This is a genomic window from Sulfurisphaera ohwakuensis (genome assembly GCF_009729055.1).
GTDB lineage: Archaea > Thermoproteota > Thermoprotei_A > Sulfolobales > Sulfolobaceae > Sulfurisphaera > Sulfurisphaera ohwakuensis.
The window spans coordinates 642,779-661,259 of the sequence record NZ_CP045484.1 but is presented as its reverse complement, the minus strand read 5'-3'; the positions used below and the strand labels follow the sequence as shown (position 1 = coordinate 661,259).

The window sequence follows — 18,481 nt, the reverse complement described above, 5'->3', positions numbered from 1 at the left end:
TACTGTTAAAGATAACTAATCTTATGCAAAGACAGTCCCCTCCAAATCAACATTATGTGAAAAAGTTTATTTATTACGCAGCCCTGGGAGTTCCTCATGTTGATATTCAGAAATATAGGCTTAAAATCTCTGGGCTAGTTGAGAATCCGATAGAATTTACATATGAGCAGCTACTTAACATGATTGACACTAAGTATACTAAAGATTTCCACTGTGTAACTGGTTGGAGTGTTGCTGATGTTGAATGGGAAGGAATTAAACTAAAGAGATTAGCTGAAATGGCCAAAGTTAAAAATGAGGCAAAATGGGTAATTTTCTATTCATTAGATGGATATACTGCTACAATTCCTATTGAAGATGCATTACATGAAGATACTATAATAGCTTTAAAAATGAATGGAAAACCATTAGATATTAAAGCCGGATTTCCGGCAAGACCATTTATTCCTCATTTATATGGTTGGAAAAGTGCTAAATGGTTAACTGAAATAGAATTTGTAAAAGATTATGTGGATGGATTTTGGGAAGAAAGAGGTTATCATGAGAGAGGAAACGTTTGGGAAGAAGAGAGATTTAAAGGAGAAGGATATTCTCATAAAGGATGGAAAAGAAATCCTATCTTTTAACCCATCATTCCAGGCATCATTCCACCGCCTTCTCCGCCTTGCTGTGGTTGTGGTTTTGCTGGAGCAGCTGCAATATAATCATCAATTTTTAAGATAGCAGTTGCTGCTTCAGTTGAACTCTTTATAACTTGCTCTTTTACTATTAATGGATCAAGAACACCAATTTTAGCCATATCCTCCTCAACTTTACCACTCTCTACATTAATTCCAGCATTTCTTAAACCTTTACTATGTAAATTCCTCAGTTGAACTAAAGCATCTACACTATCTAAACCAGCTGTCTCAGCTAATGTTATAGCAAATTCCTCTAATGCATCAGCATAAGCCTCAACGGCTAGTTGTTCTTTACCTCCAATTTTTCTCGCCTCTTCTCTCAACTTTAATGCCATCTCCATCTCAAACGCTCCTCCACCAGCCACCACGTAAGGATATTGTAGAACATTCTTTACAGTATTCAATGAATCTTGAAAACTTCTCTCTAGCTCATCCATAACAATATCACTAGACCCTCTAATTAATATTGTTACAGCATCTCCCTGCTTTGCACCTTCAAAGAATACTGCCTTTGAATTTCCTATTTTTCTCTCTTCAACCACCTCAGCATATCCTAAATCGTCGGGTGAAACATCTTTTATTGTTGTAATTATTTTTGCCCCAACAGATTTTGCTAGTTTCTCTAAATCACTTCTGCTCACATTCTTAATCCCTATAATTCTCTTTTTAGCCATAAAGTAAGAGGCTATATCATCCATACCTTTTTGAGAAACAATAACGTTTGCCCCAGCATTCACTAAAGCATCTACTAAGGACTTAACATATTTTGATTGCTCTTCTAATGCCTCTCTTATCTGATCTGGTGATGTAAAGCTCATTTTTGCAGATATTTCTGGTTTTTCAACTTCTAGTGGAAAATCAATTATAGCTATCTTAGCTTTTTCTATTCTTTTTGGCATACCTTCATGAGCGACTTCTTTGTCTAGGACAAAACCTCTTATAAGTTCTGTTTCATCTACGCTCTCTCCTCTTTTCTTTACAAATTTTATATCAGAAAGATCTATGTTATAAGACGAGTCTTGTTTTTTAGCTATAGAAACTACAGCGTCTATTGAAATATCTATGATTTTGTTAAGTGTAGATTCACCAGAGAAGAATTTACTTGATAATGAAGTATAAGTAACTTTTCTTAAATAATCTTTATCTGAAGTGTTTATTTTTATTGCAACTTCTTTACTATGATTAAGAATTATATCTGAAGCTCTTTTATATCCTTCAATAATAATTGTTGGATGGACTTTTTGATCTAAAAGTTTCTCAGCCTGTTCGAGTAAGAAACCAGTTAATACTACAGCAGATGTTGTTCCGTCTCCTACTTGAGTATCTTGAGCTTTTGCTGCTTCAACAACTAATTTTGCTGCTGGGTGCTGTACATCCATTTCTTTAACTATTGTAACTCCATCATTTGTTACTGTTACATCGTTTGTTGAGCTTATAAGCATTTTATCTAGTCCTCTAGGACCTAAGCTACTTTTTAGCATTTCTGATAGGGTTCTTACAGCTAATATATTAGATCTTAATACATCTTCTCCACTTTCTTTTTGTGTACCTTGCCTAAATAAACTATACATGAATTTAAAAGTAGAATCGGTTATATTTAAATAATGAGGAAACTCTGCGGGGCTGAATATTGATGACGAACCAGGGGCTGATTAATCGAATTCTGCTTGTATCTTTTTCTTTCCCTCAAGTAATTTTTCTGGGAAAGGTGGTTTATTTACCTCCTCAATCGTAATACCTATTTTTCTTAATTCATTAACAGCCTTTATTAGATCATCCTCATGCGTAGCATATTTAATTTTTTCTTTTATTAAATTTAAATTTGAATCATTTGTTTTAAATCTTTCTGCACTAATTGAAGTCCAATTATTTCCATTTTTATACACAAATACTACATCTTGAAAATAACCTGGTACAACGTGGCTTACTCCACCGAAATAATAGTCCCCATATTTATAAACCTTCATATGATATAGTTAGATGTTGAAAATAAAAACCTAGTGTTTAAGATACAATATATGTTAAGCCTTTAACAAACCTAACCGTAAGAATATCCCTTGAACACTTTCGCAAGGTAATAAAAAATTAAAACTAGTGTAGGTTTATATTTTCCCATGATAATTGAACATGTAAGTAAAGCTATTTCGTTACTTTTAGAGGATGGAGAAAAAGTATACATAGGATTAAATTCTATTCCAGCAATTCTTGGTGCTTTTCTAGCTCGAGATGTTTACAATAAGAAAATAAGGATTTTGGGAGTTGCAGAAGCTGATAACCCAAAAAGCGTTTCCATTTCCCCTTCTACTGGTAATCCATTTTATTCTGAAGAAGCCCCAGTAATGATAACTGCTGATTCGTTTGATTTATTTCAAAAAGGTTTATTAGACGTAATGTTTCTAGGACCAGTACAAATAGATGAAGAAACAAACGTAAATCTTTCAGTTATTGGAAGTTATGAAAAACCAAAAGTTAGACTTACAGGAGGTGCAGCAACAGCATATCTAATGCCTTTAGCAAAAAAAGTGATACTTTGGAATCTAAAACATTCAAAACGTTCACTAGTAAAGAAAGTTGATTTTATCACAGGTACCGCTAAATATTCGAATAATAATGTTTTTCTAGTAACTAACTTAGGTATAATGAAATATGATAGAGGGTTTAAAAGATGGATTGTAACTCATGTATATCCGTGGAGTAATTGTAATGTAATAAAAGATAATACGGATTTCGATATTATATGTGAAAATGTAGGAAAAGTAGAAGTTACTCAGGAAGATTTGAATTTTATAAATAAAGTTGATCCCTATAATCTTAGGTCGGCTTTAGAAGGATTATGAGTTCTTATAGAGTTAAAGCCTTTCCGCTCTCTTAACCAATTGGCTGTAGTTCCTCAATTATCTTTTCCCAATTAACATCATATAATCCAAACATACTTGTTGGTTCCGCACCTCTAGGTAAATGAATTACTGCTGTAACATATTCAGCGTTTATTGTTGGTCTTTTTCCATAAAAATAAGATTTAGGTACTATCTCTTCAGCAGTTATTATTACTTTCTTTGCGGCTTTAGCCTTGTATTCGTCCTCATATAATGGGCCTAAAATCTCAGCATTTCCTTCTTCATCAGCCTTATGAACATGAATTATGGCAACATCTGGAATTATTGCTTTAACTAGGACGATTTTCTCATTAGTAAATGGGTCTTCAATTACTTTCCAACTACCAACTTTTTCATGTAATTTTACTAAATCCGAACCTATTATTCCTTTAACTGGCATAAAAGGGACTCCAAAAGCGCCTGCTCTTATTCCGGCTATAAAGGCTCCACAAGTATCTTCCAAATATTCAATCTCTCCTTGTTCGACTTTCCTTCTAAAATACGGGGGTATTCCAAACCATTCTAAAGTAACCATTGGGGCCCTAACTCTCCTTACTACTCCATATTTAAGAAGTATTTCAAGACCGAAACCTGGTTCTCTATCAACGAAACCTAAATTTTTAACACCACTTTTCACCAATTCGTATATAAACCCCATAGGATTCCTATGAAATGACATACCGCTTATGGTAATTGTTTCTCCTTCTTTAATTAGCTTTATGCCTTCTTCAAGGCTTATTAGTTTACTCATAAGTTGATATAGTTATTTTCGTATTAATTCTTTTTTGTGCCTTCAATTATCCAAAATCCTTCCAACTCTCTTACAAATTTAATATTAAACCTGATTGAAAGGACTCTTATACCTTCTACTGGTCTAACTCCATCAAAGGCATTAATAATTAAATAGCCCTTGCCATTATTCTTTAAGACCCTTGATGCTTCTCTAATAATATCATAATCTAAGATCTCAGAAATAATCACGTTATCGAAAGAGTTATCTCTAAAGGGAAGAGGGTAAACAGAATTCACTAGGTTATCAACGTAAAAATATGCTGAATCATTACTAACTGTGACCGTGGCATTTATTAACGGAGAACCTATCTGAAGAGTTTTTCCCTTTAAGTTCAAGTTCAATTTTTTACTTCTTATGTATCTAAAAAACCCTGTATCAATAATCAGAAAGCTAGTTATGTTCTTTAAAATTAAAGCCTCACCATTAAGTAATTTATGGGAAAAAATGAAATCATAATTATCACTTGTTATTTGGGAGATTTTGCTATAACTTAGGTCTATTTCCTCTTTTTTTCCATCATTATGATATATTGCACTAAGGCTTTGTTTTAGTGTTTTTGCATCACTAGGCAATAGCTCCAAGTATTTCACATTGAAAAAATAGTTCTACTCCTATATATTTATATCCCTATATATTTCTTATGGGAATACATCATGAAGTGCTTTAGAGATATCTGTTATTGCAAACATCCCTATAATTTTCCCTTCCTTGTCTTTTACTGGTAAATGCCTGATCTTATTTTTAGTCATTATATCTATTGCTACAAAAACATCGGTATCTTCATCTACAGTTATTAAATTACTCATTGTAGAGGCTAACCTAACTTCATCCGTGGGGTTTAAACCCATTGAAAACGCTCTTACAGCATCTCTATCTGTAAAAATACCCTTAGGTTCACCATTTTCAGTGACTATTACTGAACCTACTCCTCTTTCCATCATTAGCCTACATACTTCTTGTATAGACGTATTTGCTTCAACTTGAAATACTGGACTTGACATGTAGTTTTTTACAGCTTTCATGTGTAATACTTTATTCTCTCTCCCAAAAAGCTTTTAGCTTTACATTTTTCGGTTCGCCGTGCTCTAATATGTCTTCAATTGTTTGTCTTAAGAAATCTTCTGATTGAACACCTCTCACAAGCCAGACGTCATTAATTAAAATAGCTGGAACACCGTGAATACCCATAGCTTTAGCTTCTTCTTCATCTTCTATTACAGCTAACTTTGCTTTTTTAGATTTAAAGTCCCTCTTAAACTGTTCCACATCTAATCCAACTTCTTCTGCGATTTTAATAAGAACCTCATCTTGTGTAACATCTTCTCCCTCTAGGAAGAACTTATCTTGAGCTTTATCAAAGTATTCCCAATGACCTTCATCGCCCTTTTGAAATTCTGCAGCCTTACATGCCATCAAAGGTGGAATTGACCACACATAACCTATTTTACCCTTACTAATAACTTTCTCTGGATCGTAGTCTGGAAAATATTTTTTCACTATTTGAAATTCATTAAGAAATACTTTTCTAGCATCTTCTATTGTAGGAGCTATTTCCTTCAAGTCCTCTAGTGATGAAATGATAGAGAATGCCTTATGCTTAACAATAACTTCTCCCTTAAATTCTCTTACTACATTTTTAAGTCTTTTAGACATAACGAAACAGAAAGGACAAATCACATCATGAAAGAACGTTAATTTGATCATACCACACAAAAATCAATCATATTTCCTTTTAACTTTTTCTCATAGTTCTCGTAACTTCAGATAAATCTGTCTTTGAATCACCAGTAAGCCTTCTAGTTTCTTCTATTAAATCTTCCCTTCTTGTTTGCTCTGCTGCTACTTTAAGCTCTTGTGCTATCACAGTAGCATCTTTACTCCCACTAGCTATAGCGTTACTATATTGTTTAAGCAGGCTATAGTATCTGACCTCAGATAAAATACCTTGATTTACACCTTGTGTAACTTGAACCTCATTACCTCTTGGTATAATTAGTTGCTCATTAATAGTAACGTTAATCCTTTTAGCTGGATCGTAATAACTTCCAGTAAATAATAGTTGAACTGGCTGAGTTCCAGGAGGTATTGTTCCAATTGCATAAATCGATATAGTCCTATCAATTATTGGAATATTTACTGGAACCTCATAGTTAATAACCTCAAAACCTGGTGGAACATTTAAGACAAAATTATAGCCAGCAACTTCACTAACCTTTTGTTGAGCAAATACTGATGGTAGTTGAGTGGGGTCTTCTATATGATAATATACTCCAGAACCTTTGTCGGCCATTCTTTTTAATATGACTTCATTATAATCTCTTCCGATTCCGATCGAAATAATCTGAACGTTTGGGGGTACTTGAAGTCCCTCATACTCCTTTACATTTCTCTTATCAGTCGGTTTACCATCAGATAATATAATCAATTTAACTGGTAATTGAACATAAGCTAACTGTTGTAAAATTTTACTTAGGGCTTTATGTAAATTCGTAGTATATCCTTTCTTAACATTTTGCAAAGCTATAGGATTACCTGATGGACCTTCATAAATTTTCTCTAAATCATTAGAGAAAAGATAAATTGAAATATAGTTTCCGGGTGGAATCTCATAAGAAAGTTTATTTGCAGCAGCTATAGCAACATCTAACTTATTGTCTTTACGCATAGAAGGACTATTATCAATAAGAATTACATAGTGAATACCAGTAAATTGAACAAAAGTCTCAGGAACAATCCTAATTATAAGGCTAATTTGAGTAGGTTTTTCAATACTAACATAGCTGTGTGAGGATTTAATTTTTAGACTTATAGTCATTTCTACTATGAATATTACGTGAGTAAAACTATAAATACTTTTATACAAAATACTTTATGTATGCCATGGAAATGTCCCGTTTGTGGATATGAGAATGCTGATGATGCAAGTTTTTGTATTAAATGTGGTGCTCAAAAGCCTGCAGAAACTCAAACTACTCCGCCACAACAAATAACTCAAACACCACCTCCACCACCACATGAACAATCACTACAACAAAATCCATCCCCACAAGTTGAAGCCCAACAACAAGTTGTTACACCTCCACCACCGACAGATGTAGGTCAAGTGCCGCCTTCTCCACAACAACCTGTTTCAACGCCAGCTATTCAACAACAAGTTGTTACACCTCCACCACCAACAACTCCACCAGGCCAAATAGTACCTCCTGCTCAACAAGTAACGCAAAAATATTATCTACTCTTCATCCAAACACCTTATGCTGGATTAATTAATCAAAAGATACCCCTAAGCTTTGATATATTTCCATCTATTTCAGTTGGAAGAAGTCCGGAGAATGTTATTATAGTTCCTGATCCGGAAGTATCAAGAAGGCATGCAGTAATTTCACTTGAAGGAGGAGAACTTTATATTGAGGATCTTAATAGTACAAATGGAACTTATATTTATGATGGGAAACTGTTTCAACCAGTTAAAGGAAAACAAAAAATTAGTCCCAATACGATAATAAAACTTGGAAATCAGACTATTGTAAAAGTTGTGGCTGAATAAAAGTTGGGTGATTTTTTTGACAATATCAGCTAGATTAGAGTTTAGTCATAAGTATTCTTTTACATCACCAGTTAGGGGAGTTTTTAGATTAATTTTAGTTCCAGAACGAGTATCTGTTGCAACTGGATTTCATTATATAATCTTATTAGATACCTCTGGATCCATGGCTGGAATTAAGATAGAGACGGCAAAACAAGGTGCCTTACAGTTATTAAATAAAATTCCTCCAGGAAATAAAATTACATTTATTACATTTTCTTCTACAGTAAATACTTTAATTGAATTCGCAGATACCTCAGGGTCTGTAGGTGAGACAATTTCTAGTGTAACTGCTCAAGGTAACACCGTATTATATACTGCCTTGTCAACCGCTATTCAAATAGCTAAAAAGCATGAGATGCCGGGTTATATTATTTTATTAACAGACGGTAATCCAACCGATTTAACAAATACTGACGCATACGAAAAACTTCAATTCCCAGATGGGTTTAAAGTAATCTCATTTGGTATTGGTGATGATTATAATGAGCAGTTACTTAAGATTTTAGCAGATAAAACTGGCGGTATTCTTAACCATATTCAAGATCCAATGGAAATAGCTAATTCTTTGCCTCAAGCCGCTGTTACTCAAGTAGGTGCTAAAAATGTTATAGTAGAAATAAACTCACCATCACCAATTAAATTACTAAACTATTCTGGACCACCAGTTAAATTAGGAGCTATAGAAGGGGTTGTTAGAATATTTGGTGAAACCTCTATTCCACCAAACTTTAATGGAAATATATTAAATGTAAGAGTAACTTATGAAGATCCAGCTACCAATAGAACAGAAAACATTATAGCAGTTAGTCAAGTAACGCCAGCCTCTAATTCTCAAGTATTTTTAAGTGGTATTAACAACGATATTCTTAATGAATACCAATATTATGAATTAATGAATAAGTTAGTTACTCAAGTAAATTCAAATAACTTAGCTGAAGCAACTAGAACTTTGCAGCAAATGAGTCAATTAGCTGAACAGACTAGAAGAATTGAACTAATGGAAACTACAAGAAGACTTCAGCAAAGTATTGAAACAACGAGAAGATTAGGTAATGTTGAACAGACTAAAAAGATTATTACCAGTGAGGCAACAAAGAAGTTAAGATCGTAAGTAAAAAATAGAAGGAGCAAAGTTTCAGAATAATTATTATATAAAAGTTTTTTAACCAATAGATAATAATTTATCTGGAAGTAAATATGCCAGTTGAAGATATTGTAAAGGTCTCAAGAAATTTCCAGGTTACAATACCAGCTAGAATAAGACAAAAAGTTAAAGTAAGAGAAGGAGATTTAGTTAGAGTGATATATGACGAGAATGAGAATGTTGTTAAAATTATTCCTATCAGTAGAGAAGAATTAGAAAAACTTTAAAGAATCTTTTTAACTTCTTCTATTATGGTAAATATTTTTTTATACATTGTCTCTCCTATGATATCTTTGTTCTTTTCTAATTCCTCTAAATCAATGATCCTAACTTCGTCTCCTACTTTAACAACATCAACCTCTAAATCAAGATACCTTAATTTACCTCTGAGTAATTCTGGCGGTGTGGAAATGTTAACATAAATCCCCTTCAACTTACCATCCTTATTATAATATCTGTGGATCTGATACCATTTTCTTGAATCAAACTCAACAATATCGTAATCTCCTTCCTCTTTCTTAACATTTAGCCCGTCATAAATTCCTTCTCTTGAAAAGACTCTCATTAATCTAACGATATAATAGTCTGAGTTAACCTCTTTATATATAACCTTACCTTCTTTTAGCTCAAACTTTCTACCATCTGGTTTAATATGTTCAATCTTCATATATTCAGTAATGAGTTTATCTAACAATTCTTCATTATTCATAGAGGTTTGCTCAATTTCATCAACTTCATTCGAAAAAGACATTTTTAACATATGATGAAATTTAATAGTATTGGGTAATACCTTTTTTCTGATTTCATCTAACATAATTTTATCTTCTAAAGACACCGTAACTTTTATGAAATCTTCACCTTGTTGCCTAAAATCGTCATTATCAAACCTCATTGCTAATTTTTCCAATTCTTCTTTAAGAACAATATTGTTTGCAAAAGGAGCATTACTCCTCCATTTTACATTATACCCTTTCTTATTAAATGGAATACTTATAGACAGAAGTCTTGTTTTTTCCTCTCTATCTCTTATATGTTCTGAAAAGAATGTTTTACCATCTCCTCTCCAAACCATAGAATATTTACCGACTGCTTTAGGAGATGATAAAATAACTCTTCCCTCAGTTGGTGGTTTAACCACTAATCCCTTATCTAAACAAGGCTCAACTTGATAGTCCATAAACTTACAGTTATTAGTTTCAATTACTGAATAGAGTTTAACTGGTGATTTCCATACAAAAGAAGTCTGAAAAGTTTTACGTAAAAATGAATAAATATCCTCTCCAATACTAATTAATTCTCCCTTATCATTTCCGTCTTTAACTGTAACATCTGAGGGTTCGTCTTTAATAGGAAGAGAAAAACGCTCAGAGATTTGTGGAGTGGCTTGAACAATTTCAAAACCATTATCTAAAAATAATTTTGTTAGGGCTGTAGCGTAAATGCCTCTAATTCTAACTTTCATATAATAATTTATTCATGACATACTTTAAAACCCCACCTTCACGTACGTATTCTAATTCAACATTAGTATCAACTCTTACTAAGCCTTCTATGACTTTCACTTCACCACTTGAAGATTTAAATTCAATCTTAACCTTTTTCTTTGGCGTTAACTCCTTCAAACCGTAAATATTTACAACCTCATCACCTTTTATACCTAATGATCTCCAGTCTGGTATTTGGATTGGTAAAACTCCCATAGCTACCAAGTTACTTCTGTGAATCCTTTCGAAACTCTCAGCTAATACAGCTTTAATACCTAATAATGCCGTGACTTTAGCAGCCCAATCTCTTGAACTCCCAGAGCCATATTGCTTACCAGCAACAACTACTAGAGGTACTCCTTCACTCTTATATAACTCAGAAGCTTCGTAAACACTCATTACTTTGCCATCTGGGAAATGCTTAGTATATCCACCCTCCCTATCAACTAGGAGATTCTTAAGCTTGGGATTTGCAAATCCTCCTCTTATCATTACTTCATGGTTTCCTCTCCTAGCACCATAAGTATTTAACTCCTTAACTCCCAATTGTCTTAAATATTTCCCAGCAATTGAATCTTCTAGTATTGGACCAGCTGGAGAAATATGATCAGTAGTTACTTTATCGCCAAGTAAAAGTAAAATTCTTGCGTTCAATATATCATCAAGTTTAGAGGTTGGTAAAATAAACCATGGGGGTTCTTTTATATATGTTGAGCTAGAATCCCAACTGTAAGTCTCACTCTCACTAACCTTTAGTGATTTCCAATTCTCATCTCCTTCAAATATTTTCTCATACCTTTTCTTATAAAGTTCTGGATTAAGAGAAAGATTAATATACTCACTAATTTCATGAAGAGAAGGCCAAATATCTTTTAAGTAAACTGGTATACCGTTAGGATCGTAACCAATTGGTTCGTTATCAAAATCAATATCAATTCTCCCGGCTAGTGCATAAGCAACAACTAGGATTGGTGAAGCTAAATAAACTCCTTTAAGAAGAGGATTTACTCTTCCTTCAAAATTTCTATTACCACTAATTACACCATAAACTTCTAGCCCATATTTCTTTACATCTTCCTCTACTACTTTAGGTAAAGGTCCTGCATTACCAATACATGTTGTACAGCCAAATCCGACAATATGAAAACCTAATGCCTCAAGATATGGGAGTAAACCAGATTCCTTAAGATATTCTACAACAACTGGTGATCCTGGTGCAGTACTAGTCTTTACATAGGGTTTAACTCTTAAACCATGTTCTACAGCCTTCTTAGCTAATAATCCAGCACCAATCATAACTGTTGGATTTGATGTATTTGTACAACTGGTTATTGCAGTTAATACAACATCATTATCACTTACTATACTTCCTCTCTTTTTCTCCTTCTTCTCATTTCTCTTTTTCATCTCCCTTAACGGAACTCTCTCATCTGGATTTCTAGGACCAGCAACAGAAGGTTCAATTTTACTTAGATCTATCTCAACGACTTCTGTATAATTAGGAACTTCATCATAGAATAATCCCTGAGATTTTGCGTATGTTTCAACTATTCTATAATCTCTTCCGGTACCAGCTAAGTATTTTAAAGTCTGTGAATCTATCGGGAAGTAACCCACAGTGGCACCATACTCCGGAGCCATGTTAGCTATAGTAGCCCTATCTGGTACAGAGAGTTTTGATAATGAAGGACCAAAGAATTCAACAAATTTACCTACAACTCCTTTTTTCCTCAAAATATCAGTGATATAAAGAACTATATCAGTTGGAGTTACACCCTCATTAATTTCACCAACTAATTTTACTCCAATAACTTCTGGTACTGTCATTGTATAAGGTTCGCCTAAAAGTACAGCTTCAGCTTCTAAACCTCCAACACCCCATGATAATACACTAATTCCATTAGCCATTGTAGTATGAGAATCTGTCCCAATTACTATTTCTGGGAAAGCTGTCTGCACTCCTTTTACTTCTCTGATATCAATTACTTTACTTAAATACTCTAAGTTTATTTGATGAATTATTCCGTTACCAGGGGGTATAACCCTTAAATTCCTAAAGCTTAATTGTGCCCATTTTAAAAACTTGTATCTTTCCTCATTTCTTTCAAATTCTTTCTTCATGTTCCATGATAAGGCATAGGAAGTGCCATAATAGTCAACTTGAATAGAATGATCAATTATTAAGTCTGCTGGAACAACTGGGTTAACAATTTTTGGATCTTTACCCTTTCTTTTCATTTCATCCCTCATTGCTGCTAGATCAACAAGTAATGGTACACCAGTGTAATCTTGCATGATAACTCTAGTAGGGAAAAATGAAAATTCCTTCCCTACTTGCCACTTTAATATGGCCTCTAAATCATCCTCAGTAATCTTTTTTCCATCAAAATTTCTAATTACATTTTCTACTAGAACTCTGATAGAATAGGGGTATTTACGAATATTTATACCATATTGTTCAAGTTGACTTAACGGATAATAATGAACATTTTCCTCCAACTTAGAAATCTGAAATTGCATGAATAAATCTACCACTTAAAGCTAAAAAGTACAGTTATTAAATATTTGTGTGAGTGAAAATTTAAAAGGACTCTGCACAAGAGCTTCATATTTAGGTTATTTTGGCTCTTATGGAAAGAAAGATTATGTGGAAGGACTGTCAGATATAAACGTCGTAGCAATAAGTGAGGATAAAACTTTACTACTAGAACTAGCTTCAGAAGGGTTTTCACCAGTCGTATTGAGTAAAGAACAGTTAGAAAATTTATGTAAAGAAGGGGATCCTTTATGTTTATACATAATGAAATCGGAACCAATATGTGGGGAACTACCTAATGTAAAGTTTGTGAAGACAGAAAAGAGTTGTGAAAGATTAGGCAAAGCAGTTATCGCTCTCTACATAATTTCTCTTTTAGCATTTTTTAGAGGAGACGAGAAAAGTAGTTTAGAAAACTCTTACAGAACGTTGAGGACTTTAATACAATGGAGAAGTTGTATTGAAAACTATGATATACCATTATCTGCAGATGAAGTAGAGAAAAATTGTGAATTATTAGGACTTAATTTCTGTCAAACATTCAAAGATTTACTTTTACTTAGACGATTCAATGCTCCTTTGACTTTATGGAGTTTAGATAAAATAGCAGAAGCTATTTCAATTTTCATGAAAATAGTGAAAGCATCTAAAATTTATGAGGAAACTAAAGGAGACGTGTTCAAAATTTCTGTCAGAGAAGATGGTTTTATTATAGAGAAAAGTAATAAAGAAAAGGTATTTATTCCTTTTACTTAATCATGAAAATTAAAACTTGTTTTTTCTTATGCATTACAAATTTCACTTATTAAATGCTAAATAAGATCTACGATTCTAATATATATTTTCCTCTTAATTATGACAAGAAGAACGACAAGCCTCACCCCTTCTAGGGACGGGGCAAAGTTTTAAAATCTGAATACTTTAAAGTATTATGGAATATAAATCAACAAGGCATGCGAAATATCTATGCAACTACCATTTCGTATGGATTCCAAAATACCATAGAGACGTGTTAATTGGAGACGTTGCTGAATATACTAAAGAGGTCTTAAAATCAATTGCTGAAGAATTAGGTTGCGAAATAATAGCCCTAGAAGTAATGCCAGACCACATACACCTCTTCGTAAACTGCCCACCCAGATATTCTCCCTCATACCTAGCAAACTACTTCAAGGGTAAGTCAGCTAGGCTGGTGTTGAAGAAATTCCCAGAACTAAGAAAACATACAGAAGGAAAAACTCTGTACCAGAAACTACCTTGTATCAACAGCTGGTAACCTATCAAGCGAGACAATAAAGAAATACATCGAGGAACAATGGATGAAAGAGGACTAACATAGATAAACTCATCGTACACAAGAACACCCACGAGAAACTAAAAGAACTGGGTATAACAAAAGCCAAGTTTTGGAACGAGGTCAACTGGTTAAGAATACAACAGTTCAAGAAGGAGGAGAGAGTGAATTTCGATAAAAACTGAGAAGGTGATTTACGAAAAGTACAAACAAATGCTAAAAGTTAACGCACAACAAGTTGCTAGGAAGAACACCGAGGACTGGAGAAGCTTCCTTTCATTAATTAAGGAAAAGAAGGAGGGGAAATTACCAAAGTGGTTCGAACCGAGACCTCCAGGCTATTGGAAGGACAAAAACGGGAAATACAAACTCATGATCATTATTAGGAACGACAGTTACGAGCTGGATGAAAGCGAGAAGCTCATCCATCTGAAGGACCTCAAATAGCATTTATTGGAAAATCGTTGCACAAGATAGTTCTTACAAAGAATTTTCTAATACTTATATCTAATTTCAGTGAATAGGATAAGTTATATCGTTTTCATAGTAACAATATTCATTACTTAAGCTGATGATTTAAAAATTATCTTATCGTTAGGATTTTACGTAAACTGCTATTCCATTTATCTCTAGACCTAGATAATTATCCGATAAAATTTCTAGTCAAATATAATTTTACTATTCATTGTCGAATAAGATGACTGTTTGAGAACACCCCCCATAAGGTTAAAACTTCTTAAAGCGATAAGATTACTTCTTCCTTAACAGTTCAACGACTTGCCTTACTACTTCATCCCCTTTTTTAGTTATAAAAACCTTCAACCTCTTACCTTCAACTGTAGGGATATATTTAATCTCCACGTATCCACTCTTATGCAAGATCTTAAGGTGCTGATATAGTTCTGCCTTATTTAACCCAGTAGCTTCCAACAATTCCTTAAACCATGCAGACCTAGTATAATAAAGACCTAGCAGAATCCCTAACCTAACTCCAACATTTAACTCCTTATTATCCTTCAGCAGTTTTATTAATTTCTCTAGCTCCATTCCTCAGCCCTCCTTATCAATTTGTACAAAAAGGCTAAGAATGGCGGGATTAGGAGGGTTGTTATATGGAAAGGAGATATTATGATAGCTACTCCTGAAAGAATATATGATGTAACTAGAACGTATTCTATAGAGTTCTCTTTTAGAAATCTTATGGTAGTAATTAACTGAATCCCAATGAAAGATATGTATGCACCTACAAGAAAAATTGGTAAATTAGATAGGAAGTGAATGTAAAATGAGAGTAGAAATAGGACGTAAAGTATTAAGAGCGAAAGCGTGTAGGTTAGCTTAACAAGTAAGGGAAATTTCTTAACAATTAACGAAGATTTATGAGAGTTAAATGCCTTAATAAATGGATATACAAACCTACTCATCCTCCAAGAGATAAACATGTATATGGTGGAAAAGACTAGTATGCTAATGTTAAAAGTAATAGGGTTTGAGACAAGGCTTATTAATAAAAAAGTAGTAAGACTTCCAAGCCCTATGAAATCTAATATTGTCTTTGCTGCGTTAAGCATAACACGATGATAAAGATTCTCGCTTATTTCTACGGATTTCTGAATATCTATTTCTTTACTAATAATTCTTCCACCCTTTAGTAATTTCCCTAACAATGGATTTAAACTTAGATTATAGTTAAGATTTTTTAACTTCACTCGAAGTCCAACAACTGAACCAACAACCAACCCAGCATGCTATATATACATTTTTTCCCCTCGCTTTTCTATTACATTTTATTACCTTCAACAAGCTCACCGTTAACTATCGTATAAACTATCACTTCCTTCTTATTATTATCATTTAACATCTTGATTAACTCCTTCTGATGCGTTACGATTATACCCTCATCAACCCTTTCGCGTAATAACGATATCACCCTATCCCTCCTATTGACGTCGACATTCTCTATCGGCTCGTCGATAGTAACTATTTGAGGCCTCGTAAAGAGCGCCAGTGCTAACGATACTAAACTCCTCTGTCCAGTAGACATTTTATACATAGGCTTGTGTATCACCTTTCTATCTACGTCCAGATAGCTTAAGATGCTTGTGAATTCTTTTAAATCTCCGCCTTTAATCTCCGCTATTATTTTCGCAGTATCCCATGCGGAATTACCTATAGTGTATACCTCTTGAAGGTTTGTGGAGTATTCTAAAACCCTCTTAGCACTCCTAACCTCCTTACCGTTTATCTTTATCGAACCCCCGTATGGAATTATTCCAGAGATAGCTCTTAGCAAGGTAGTTTTTCCGGAACCATTAGGACCTAGTATTACACACAATTGATTGTCAAGTTTTAAGTTAATATTTTTTAGGACTATAAAGCCCTCGAAATAGATAGATAAATCTTTAATCTCCAGCATTACCACACTACCTCTTCCAGTCTTAGTGCCTTAATCTTCTTCAAAATCAAATTCCCTAATAACAATAAGACTATCGCCAGTAATGCTACTTCAATGGAGTAAATACTTATGCTATCGTGGATGAGGGAGTAAGAAATTATATTTTCAGCTTCGTAGAAGGGGTTAAGTGATGATGAGGCTGAAGGCGAGAGTTCTGAAATTGCTAACAATACAAAGAAGATGTAGTAAGTATAGTTCGACGCTTTAGCCCCAACCTTGACTAGTAATGTTGCAATGATTGTAAAGGTTAAGGATAGGATGAAGAGACTTGAGATCAGAGCTGAGGCTATGAAGGGTATAATATTATCAAGCCTGATAATTTCGTAAAAGTGGTCAAGTGTTAGTTTAGTTATTAATGGTGTAATGAGAGCTGCGAAAGTTACCGAGTAAATAGTCGCAGAGATTAGTGAACCTATGAATAAACTCAGGATGTAGTTAGACATTTTAAGTCTACTAAATCTTATATAGTAAGCTAATGCAGAGGATTGGTAGACTACTGTAATGCTAAAACCTGTTGATAAGCTAGCTACCAACAGTAATATCGCAACACTGTACCATATTATTCCTGCATCTATGTTTTTAATACTATTTAGTGCAAAATAAAGTCCTAATGAGTCCAGTAACATCATTCCGAGTAAATAAGATATTGCAGTTGGAGAGAACGAAAACCTTTTTATCATAGATTTCTCTAATTCCATAATTTAAATCCCGTAAAAAGTAATAAAAATGATGAATAGAGTTAAAACTCATTAACTAAATGAATTCTTTTTAATTATAATTTACTAACGTAGTAAAAGGTGATAAAAATTGGTGGTAGTAAGTACTAATAGAAAATCAAAAGATCTAAGCAAAATTAATCCGATAATGCTTGGTTGCTGGTTTGGTTGCTGTAAGAAAATATGAGCTAGCTTAGAAACTTTTTTATCAAAAATATTAGCAAATATATGAAAATTATTGGAGATACCAAGAAAATAATACCCACAGTAAGAGGAATTGGAATATTTTCACTCATCATCCCAAATATCCAAAGAGGATTTACCTCACTCTTGTAAAAAGAGAATATAAATGTTGGTACAACTATTATAGGGTAAATTGTCATAATTACAGGGCTGTCCAGCCTTCCATTAGTCAGTATAAACGATAAAAACGTGGAAATGGATACTATAAATAGAAAGACTAAAAGGGTCATAATGAGAAAGTATGGGATACTAAAAGTCGCAAGATTACTAAAAAGGAAGCGGTATAAGATAATAAGCAACAGCGTGTAAAATAGCGCTACTATTTCCCCAGAAAGGTAAAGTAATATTAAGTATAATCCAAACCTTAATCTTCCGAACTTAATAAAGAAGGGAAGAGAAGAAAAGTTATAAAGGAGTATAAAACTCACTCCAACTGAAAGTATGCTAAGTATTAGATTTTCAGAAACATTTAAGCTTACAATAAGGTTTGTTATTCTAGAGATAACTAAAGAAATAATAAAGCCGAACAGCATATTATAAATGGCAGGCTCACTTAATATTAATTGCTTGAGGAAGTAGATAAAAAGGCTCTTCATAAATTATCTATATTACAAGGTAATTTTTAATAGTGGATAAAGTTAAAAAGTTTTAACTACATCATGGGCTTTTAT

19 protein-coding genes and 2 pseudogenes are annotated in these 18,481 nt (G+C 33.5%); 8 read left to right on the top strand and 13 right to left on the bottom strand.

Annotation, left to right across the window (positions count from 1 at the left end; all coding sequences use genetic code 11):
* The first annotated feature begins 23 nt into the window (after positions 1 to 23).
* Positions 24 to 626, top strand: a complete 603-nt coding sequence (locus D1869_RS03965) for a sulfite oxidase-like oxidoreductase (protein WP_156014011.1) — start codon at positions 24 to 26, stop codon at positions 624 to 626.
* Here D1869_RS03965 and thsA read toward each other — a convergent pair.
* Both thsA and D1869_RS03955 read right to left on the bottom strand, forming a co-directional pair.
* Positions 623 to 2,251, bottom strand: coding sequence for a thermosome subunit alpha (thsA, locus tag D1869_RS03960; protein ID WP_156014010.1), 1,629 nt, complete (start codon positions 2,249 to 2,251; stop codon positions 623 to 625). The genes D1869_RS03965 and thsA overlap by 4 nt on opposite strands.
* Before the next feature lie 81 nt (positions 2,252 to 2,332).
* Positions 2,333 to 2,647 (bottom strand): hypothetical protein, encoded by a 315-nt coding sequence (locus tag D1869_RS03955; RefSeq protein ID WP_156014009.1) that lies wholly within the window; start codon positions 2,645 to 2,647, stop codon positions 2,333 to 2,335.
* 147 nt (positions 2,648 to 2,794) lie between these two features.
* Here D1869_RS03955 and D1869_RS03950 point away from each other — a divergent pair, with 147 nt between their 5' ends.
* Positions 2,795 to 3,517 (top strand): CoA-transferase subunit beta, encoded by a 723-nt coding sequence (locus D1869_RS03950; RefSeq protein ID WP_156014008.1) that lies wholly within the window; start codon positions 2,795 to 2,797, stop codon positions 3,515 to 3,517.
* A gap of 31 nt (positions 3,518 to 3,548) precedes the next feature.
* Here D1869_RS03950 and D1869_RS03945 read toward each other — a convergent pair whose 3' ends face one another.
* The 5 genes from D1869_RS03945 to D1869_RS03925 are packed head-to-tail and all read right to left on the bottom strand — an operon-like array spanning position 3,549 to position 7,164.
* A complete protein-coding gene (locus tag D1869_RS03945) occupies positions 3,549 to 4,307 on the bottom strand; it encodes a CoA transferase subunit A (RefSeq protein WP_156014007.1) in 759 nt (252 codons plus the stop codon).
* A gap of 23 nt (positions 4,308 to 4,330) precedes the next feature.
* Positions 4,331 to 4,939, bottom strand: coding sequence for a methyltransferase domain-containing protein (locus D1869_RS03940; RefSeq protein ID WP_196772273.1), 609 nt, complete (start codon positions 4,937 to 4,939; stop codon positions 4,331 to 4,333).
* A gap of 48 nt (positions 4,940 to 4,987) precedes the next feature.
* Positions 4,988 to 5,371, bottom strand: coding sequence for a CBS domain-containing protein (locus D1869_RS03935; protein WP_156014006.1), 384 nt, complete (start codon positions 5,369 to 5,371; stop codon positions 4,988 to 4,990).
* A gap of 10 nt (positions 5,372 to 5,381) precedes the next feature.
* Complete coding sequence (locus tag D1869_RS03930; RefSeq protein ID WP_156014005.1) at positions 5,382 to 6,053, bottom strand: DsbA family oxidoreductase; 672 nt, start codon at positions 6,051 to 6,053, stop codon at positions 5,382 to 5,384.
* Between the two features lie 28 nt (positions 6,054 to 6,081).
* Positions 6,082 to 7,164, bottom strand: coding sequence for a VWA domain-containing protein (locus D1869_RS03925; protein WP_156014004.1), 1,083 nt, complete (start codon positions 7,162 to 7,164; stop codon positions 6,082 to 6,084).
* A gap of 60 nt (positions 7,165 to 7,224) precedes the next feature.
* On the opposite strand from D1869_RS03925, the gene D1869_RS03920 reads away from it, so the two are divergent.
* From D1869_RS03920 to D1869_RS03910, 3 genes are all read left to right on the top strand, one after another.
* Positions 7,225 to 7,896 carry an FHA domain-containing protein gene (locus D1869_RS03920; RefSeq protein WP_156014003.1) on the top strand — a complete coding sequence of 224 codons (672 nt, stop codon included), beginning with the start codon at positions 7,225 to 7,227 and terminating at the stop codon, positions 7,894 to 7,896.
* 16 nt (positions 7,897 to 7,912) lie between these two features.
* Positions 7,913 to 9,049 (top strand): VWA domain-containing protein, encoded by a 1,137-nt coding sequence (locus D1869_RS03915; RefSeq protein ID WP_156014002.1) that lies wholly within the window; start codon positions 7,913 to 7,915, stop codon positions 9,047 to 9,049.
* 86 nt (positions 9,050 to 9,135) lie between these two features.
* Positions 9,136 to 9,309: an AbrB/MazE/SpoVT family DNA-binding domain-containing protein gene (locus D1869_RS03910; RefSeq protein ID WP_010978826.1), complete on the top strand. Its 174-nt coding sequence runs from the start codon at positions 9,136 to 9,138 to the stop codon at positions 9,307 to 9,309.
* Here D1869_RS03910 and D1869_RS03905 read toward each other — a convergent pair.
* Positions 9,306 to 10,544 (bottom strand): ribonuclease FAU-1 family protein, encoded by a 1,239-nt coding sequence (locus D1869_RS03905; protein ID WP_156014001.1) that lies wholly within the window; start codon positions 10,542 to 10,544, stop codon positions 9,306 to 9,308. The genes D1869_RS03910 and D1869_RS03905 overlap by 4 nt on opposite strands.
* A complete protein-coding gene (gene acnA, locus D1869_RS03900; protein ID WP_156015898.1) occupies positions 10,534 to 13,086 on the bottom strand; it encodes an aconitate hydratase AcnA in 2,553 nt (850 codons plus the stop codon). Before acnA ends, D1869_RS03905 begins: the two co-directional genes overlap by 11 nt.
* 49 nt (positions 13,087 to 13,135) lie before the next feature.
* Here acnA and D1869_RS03895 point away from each other — a divergent pair, with 49 nt between their 5' ends.
* The 3 genes and pseudogenes from D1869_RS03895 to D1869_RS03885 all read left to right on the top strand — a co-directional run.
* Positions 13,136 to 13,858, top strand: a complete 723-nt coding sequence (locus D1869_RS03895) for a hypothetical protein (RefSeq protein WP_156014000.1) — start codon at positions 13,136 to 13,138, stop codon at positions 13,856 to 13,858.
* Positions 13,859 to 14,033: 175 nt separating this feature from the next.
* Positions 14,034 to 14,436 (top strand): annotated as a pseudogene (tnpA, locus tag D1869_RS03890) (IS200/IS605 family transposase).
* Position 14,437: 1 nt separating this feature from the next.
* Positions 14,438 to 14,840 (top strand): annotated as a pseudogene (locus tag D1869_RS03885) (RNA-guided endonuclease TnpB family protein); the annotation flags it as partial.
* 306 nt (positions 14,841 to 15,146) lie between these two features.
* Here D1869_RS03885 and D1869_RS03880 read toward each other — a convergent pair.
* Genes D1869_RS03880 through D1869_RS03865 form a run of 4 tightly spaced genes read right to left on the bottom strand, consistent with a single transcriptional unit; the run spans position 15,147 to position 17,549 of the window.
* Positions 15,147 to 15,443 carry a transcriptional regulator gene (locus D1869_RS03880; RefSeq protein WP_156013999.1) on the bottom strand — a complete coding sequence of 99 codons (297 nt, stop codon included), beginning with the start codon at positions 15,441 to 15,443 and terminating at the stop codon, positions 15,147 to 15,149.
* On the bottom strand, positions 15,434 to 16,135 hold the full coding sequence (locus tag D1869_RS03875) for a hypothetical protein (RefSeq protein ID WP_156013998.1): 702 nt from the start codon (positions 16,133 to 16,135) through the stop codon (positions 15,434 to 15,436). Before D1869_RS03875 ends, D1869_RS03880 begins: the two co-directional genes overlap by 10 nt.
* Before the next feature lie 41 nt (positions 16,136 to 16,176).
* Positions 16,177 to 16,812 carry an ATP-binding cassette domain-containing protein gene (locus D1869_RS03870; protein WP_156013997.1) on the bottom strand — a complete coding sequence of 212 codons (636 nt, stop codon included), beginning with the start codon at positions 16,810 to 16,812 and terminating at the stop codon, positions 16,177 to 16,179.
* Positions 16,812 to 17,549, bottom strand: coding sequence for a hypothetical protein (locus tag D1869_RS03865; protein WP_156013996.1), 738 nt, complete (start codon positions 17,547 to 17,549; stop codon positions 16,812 to 16,814). The genes D1869_RS03870 and D1869_RS03865 overlap by 1 nt, the downstream gene beginning before the upstream one ends.
* Positions 17,550 to 18,481: the final 932 nt, after the last annotated feature.

Coding starts and splice junctions, on each gene's coding strand:
- D1869_RS03965 (WP_156014011.1), top strand. CDS start 24: ATGCAAAGACAGTCCCCTCCAAATCAACATTATGTGAAAAAGTTTATT.
- thsA (WP_156014010.1), bottom strand. CDS start 2,251: ATGTATAGTTTATTTAGGCAAGGTACACAAAAAGAAAGTGGAGAAGAT.
- D1869_RS03955 (WP_156014009.1), bottom strand. CDS start 2,647: ATGAAGGTTTATAAATATGGGGACTATTATTTCGGTGGAGTAAGCCAC.
- D1869_RS03950 (WP_156014008.1), top strand. CDS start 2,795: ATGATAATTGAACATGTAAGTAAAGCTATTTCGTTACTTTTAGAGGAT.
- D1869_RS03945 (WP_156014007.1), bottom strand. CDS start 4,307: ATGAGTAAACTAATAAGCCTTGAAGAAGGCATAAAGCTAATTAAAGAA.
- D1869_RS03935 (WP_156014006.1), bottom strand. CDS start 5,371: ATGAAAGCTGTAAAAAACTACATGTCAAGTCCAGTATTTCAAGTTGAA.
- D1869_RS03930 (WP_156014005.1), bottom strand. CDS start 6,053: ATGATCAAATTAACGTTCTTTCATGATGTGATTTGTCCTTTCTGTTTC.
- D1869_RS03925 (WP_156014004.1), bottom strand. CDS start 7,164: ATGACTATAAGTCTAAAAATTAAATCCTCACACAGCTATGTTAGTATT.
- D1869_RS03920 (WP_156014003.1), top strand. CDS start 7,225: ATGCCATGGAAATGTCCCGTTTGTGGATATGAGAATGCTGATGATGCA.
- D1869_RS03910 (WP_010978826.1), top strand. CDS start 9,136: ATGCCAGTTGAAGATATTGTAAAGGTCTCAAGAAATTTCCAGGTTACA.
- D1869_RS03905 (WP_156014001.1), bottom strand. CDS start 10,544: ATGAAAGTTAGAATTAGAGGCATTTACGCTACAGCCCTAACAAAATTA.
- acnA (WP_156015898.1), bottom strand. CDS start 13,086: ATGCAATTTCAGATTTCTAAGTTGGAGGAAAATGTTCATTATTATCCG.
- D1869_RS03880 (WP_156013999.1), bottom strand. CDS start 15,443: ATGGAGCTAGAGAAATTAATAAAACTGCTGAAGGATAATAAGGAGTTA.
- D1869_RS03870 (WP_156013997.1), bottom strand. CDS start 16,812: ATGCTGGAGATTAAAGATTTATCTATCTATTTCGAGGGCTTTATAGTC.
- D1869_RS03865 (WP_156013996.1), bottom strand. CDS start 17,549: ATGGAATTAGAGAAATCTATGATAAAAAGGTTTTCGTTCTCTCCAACT.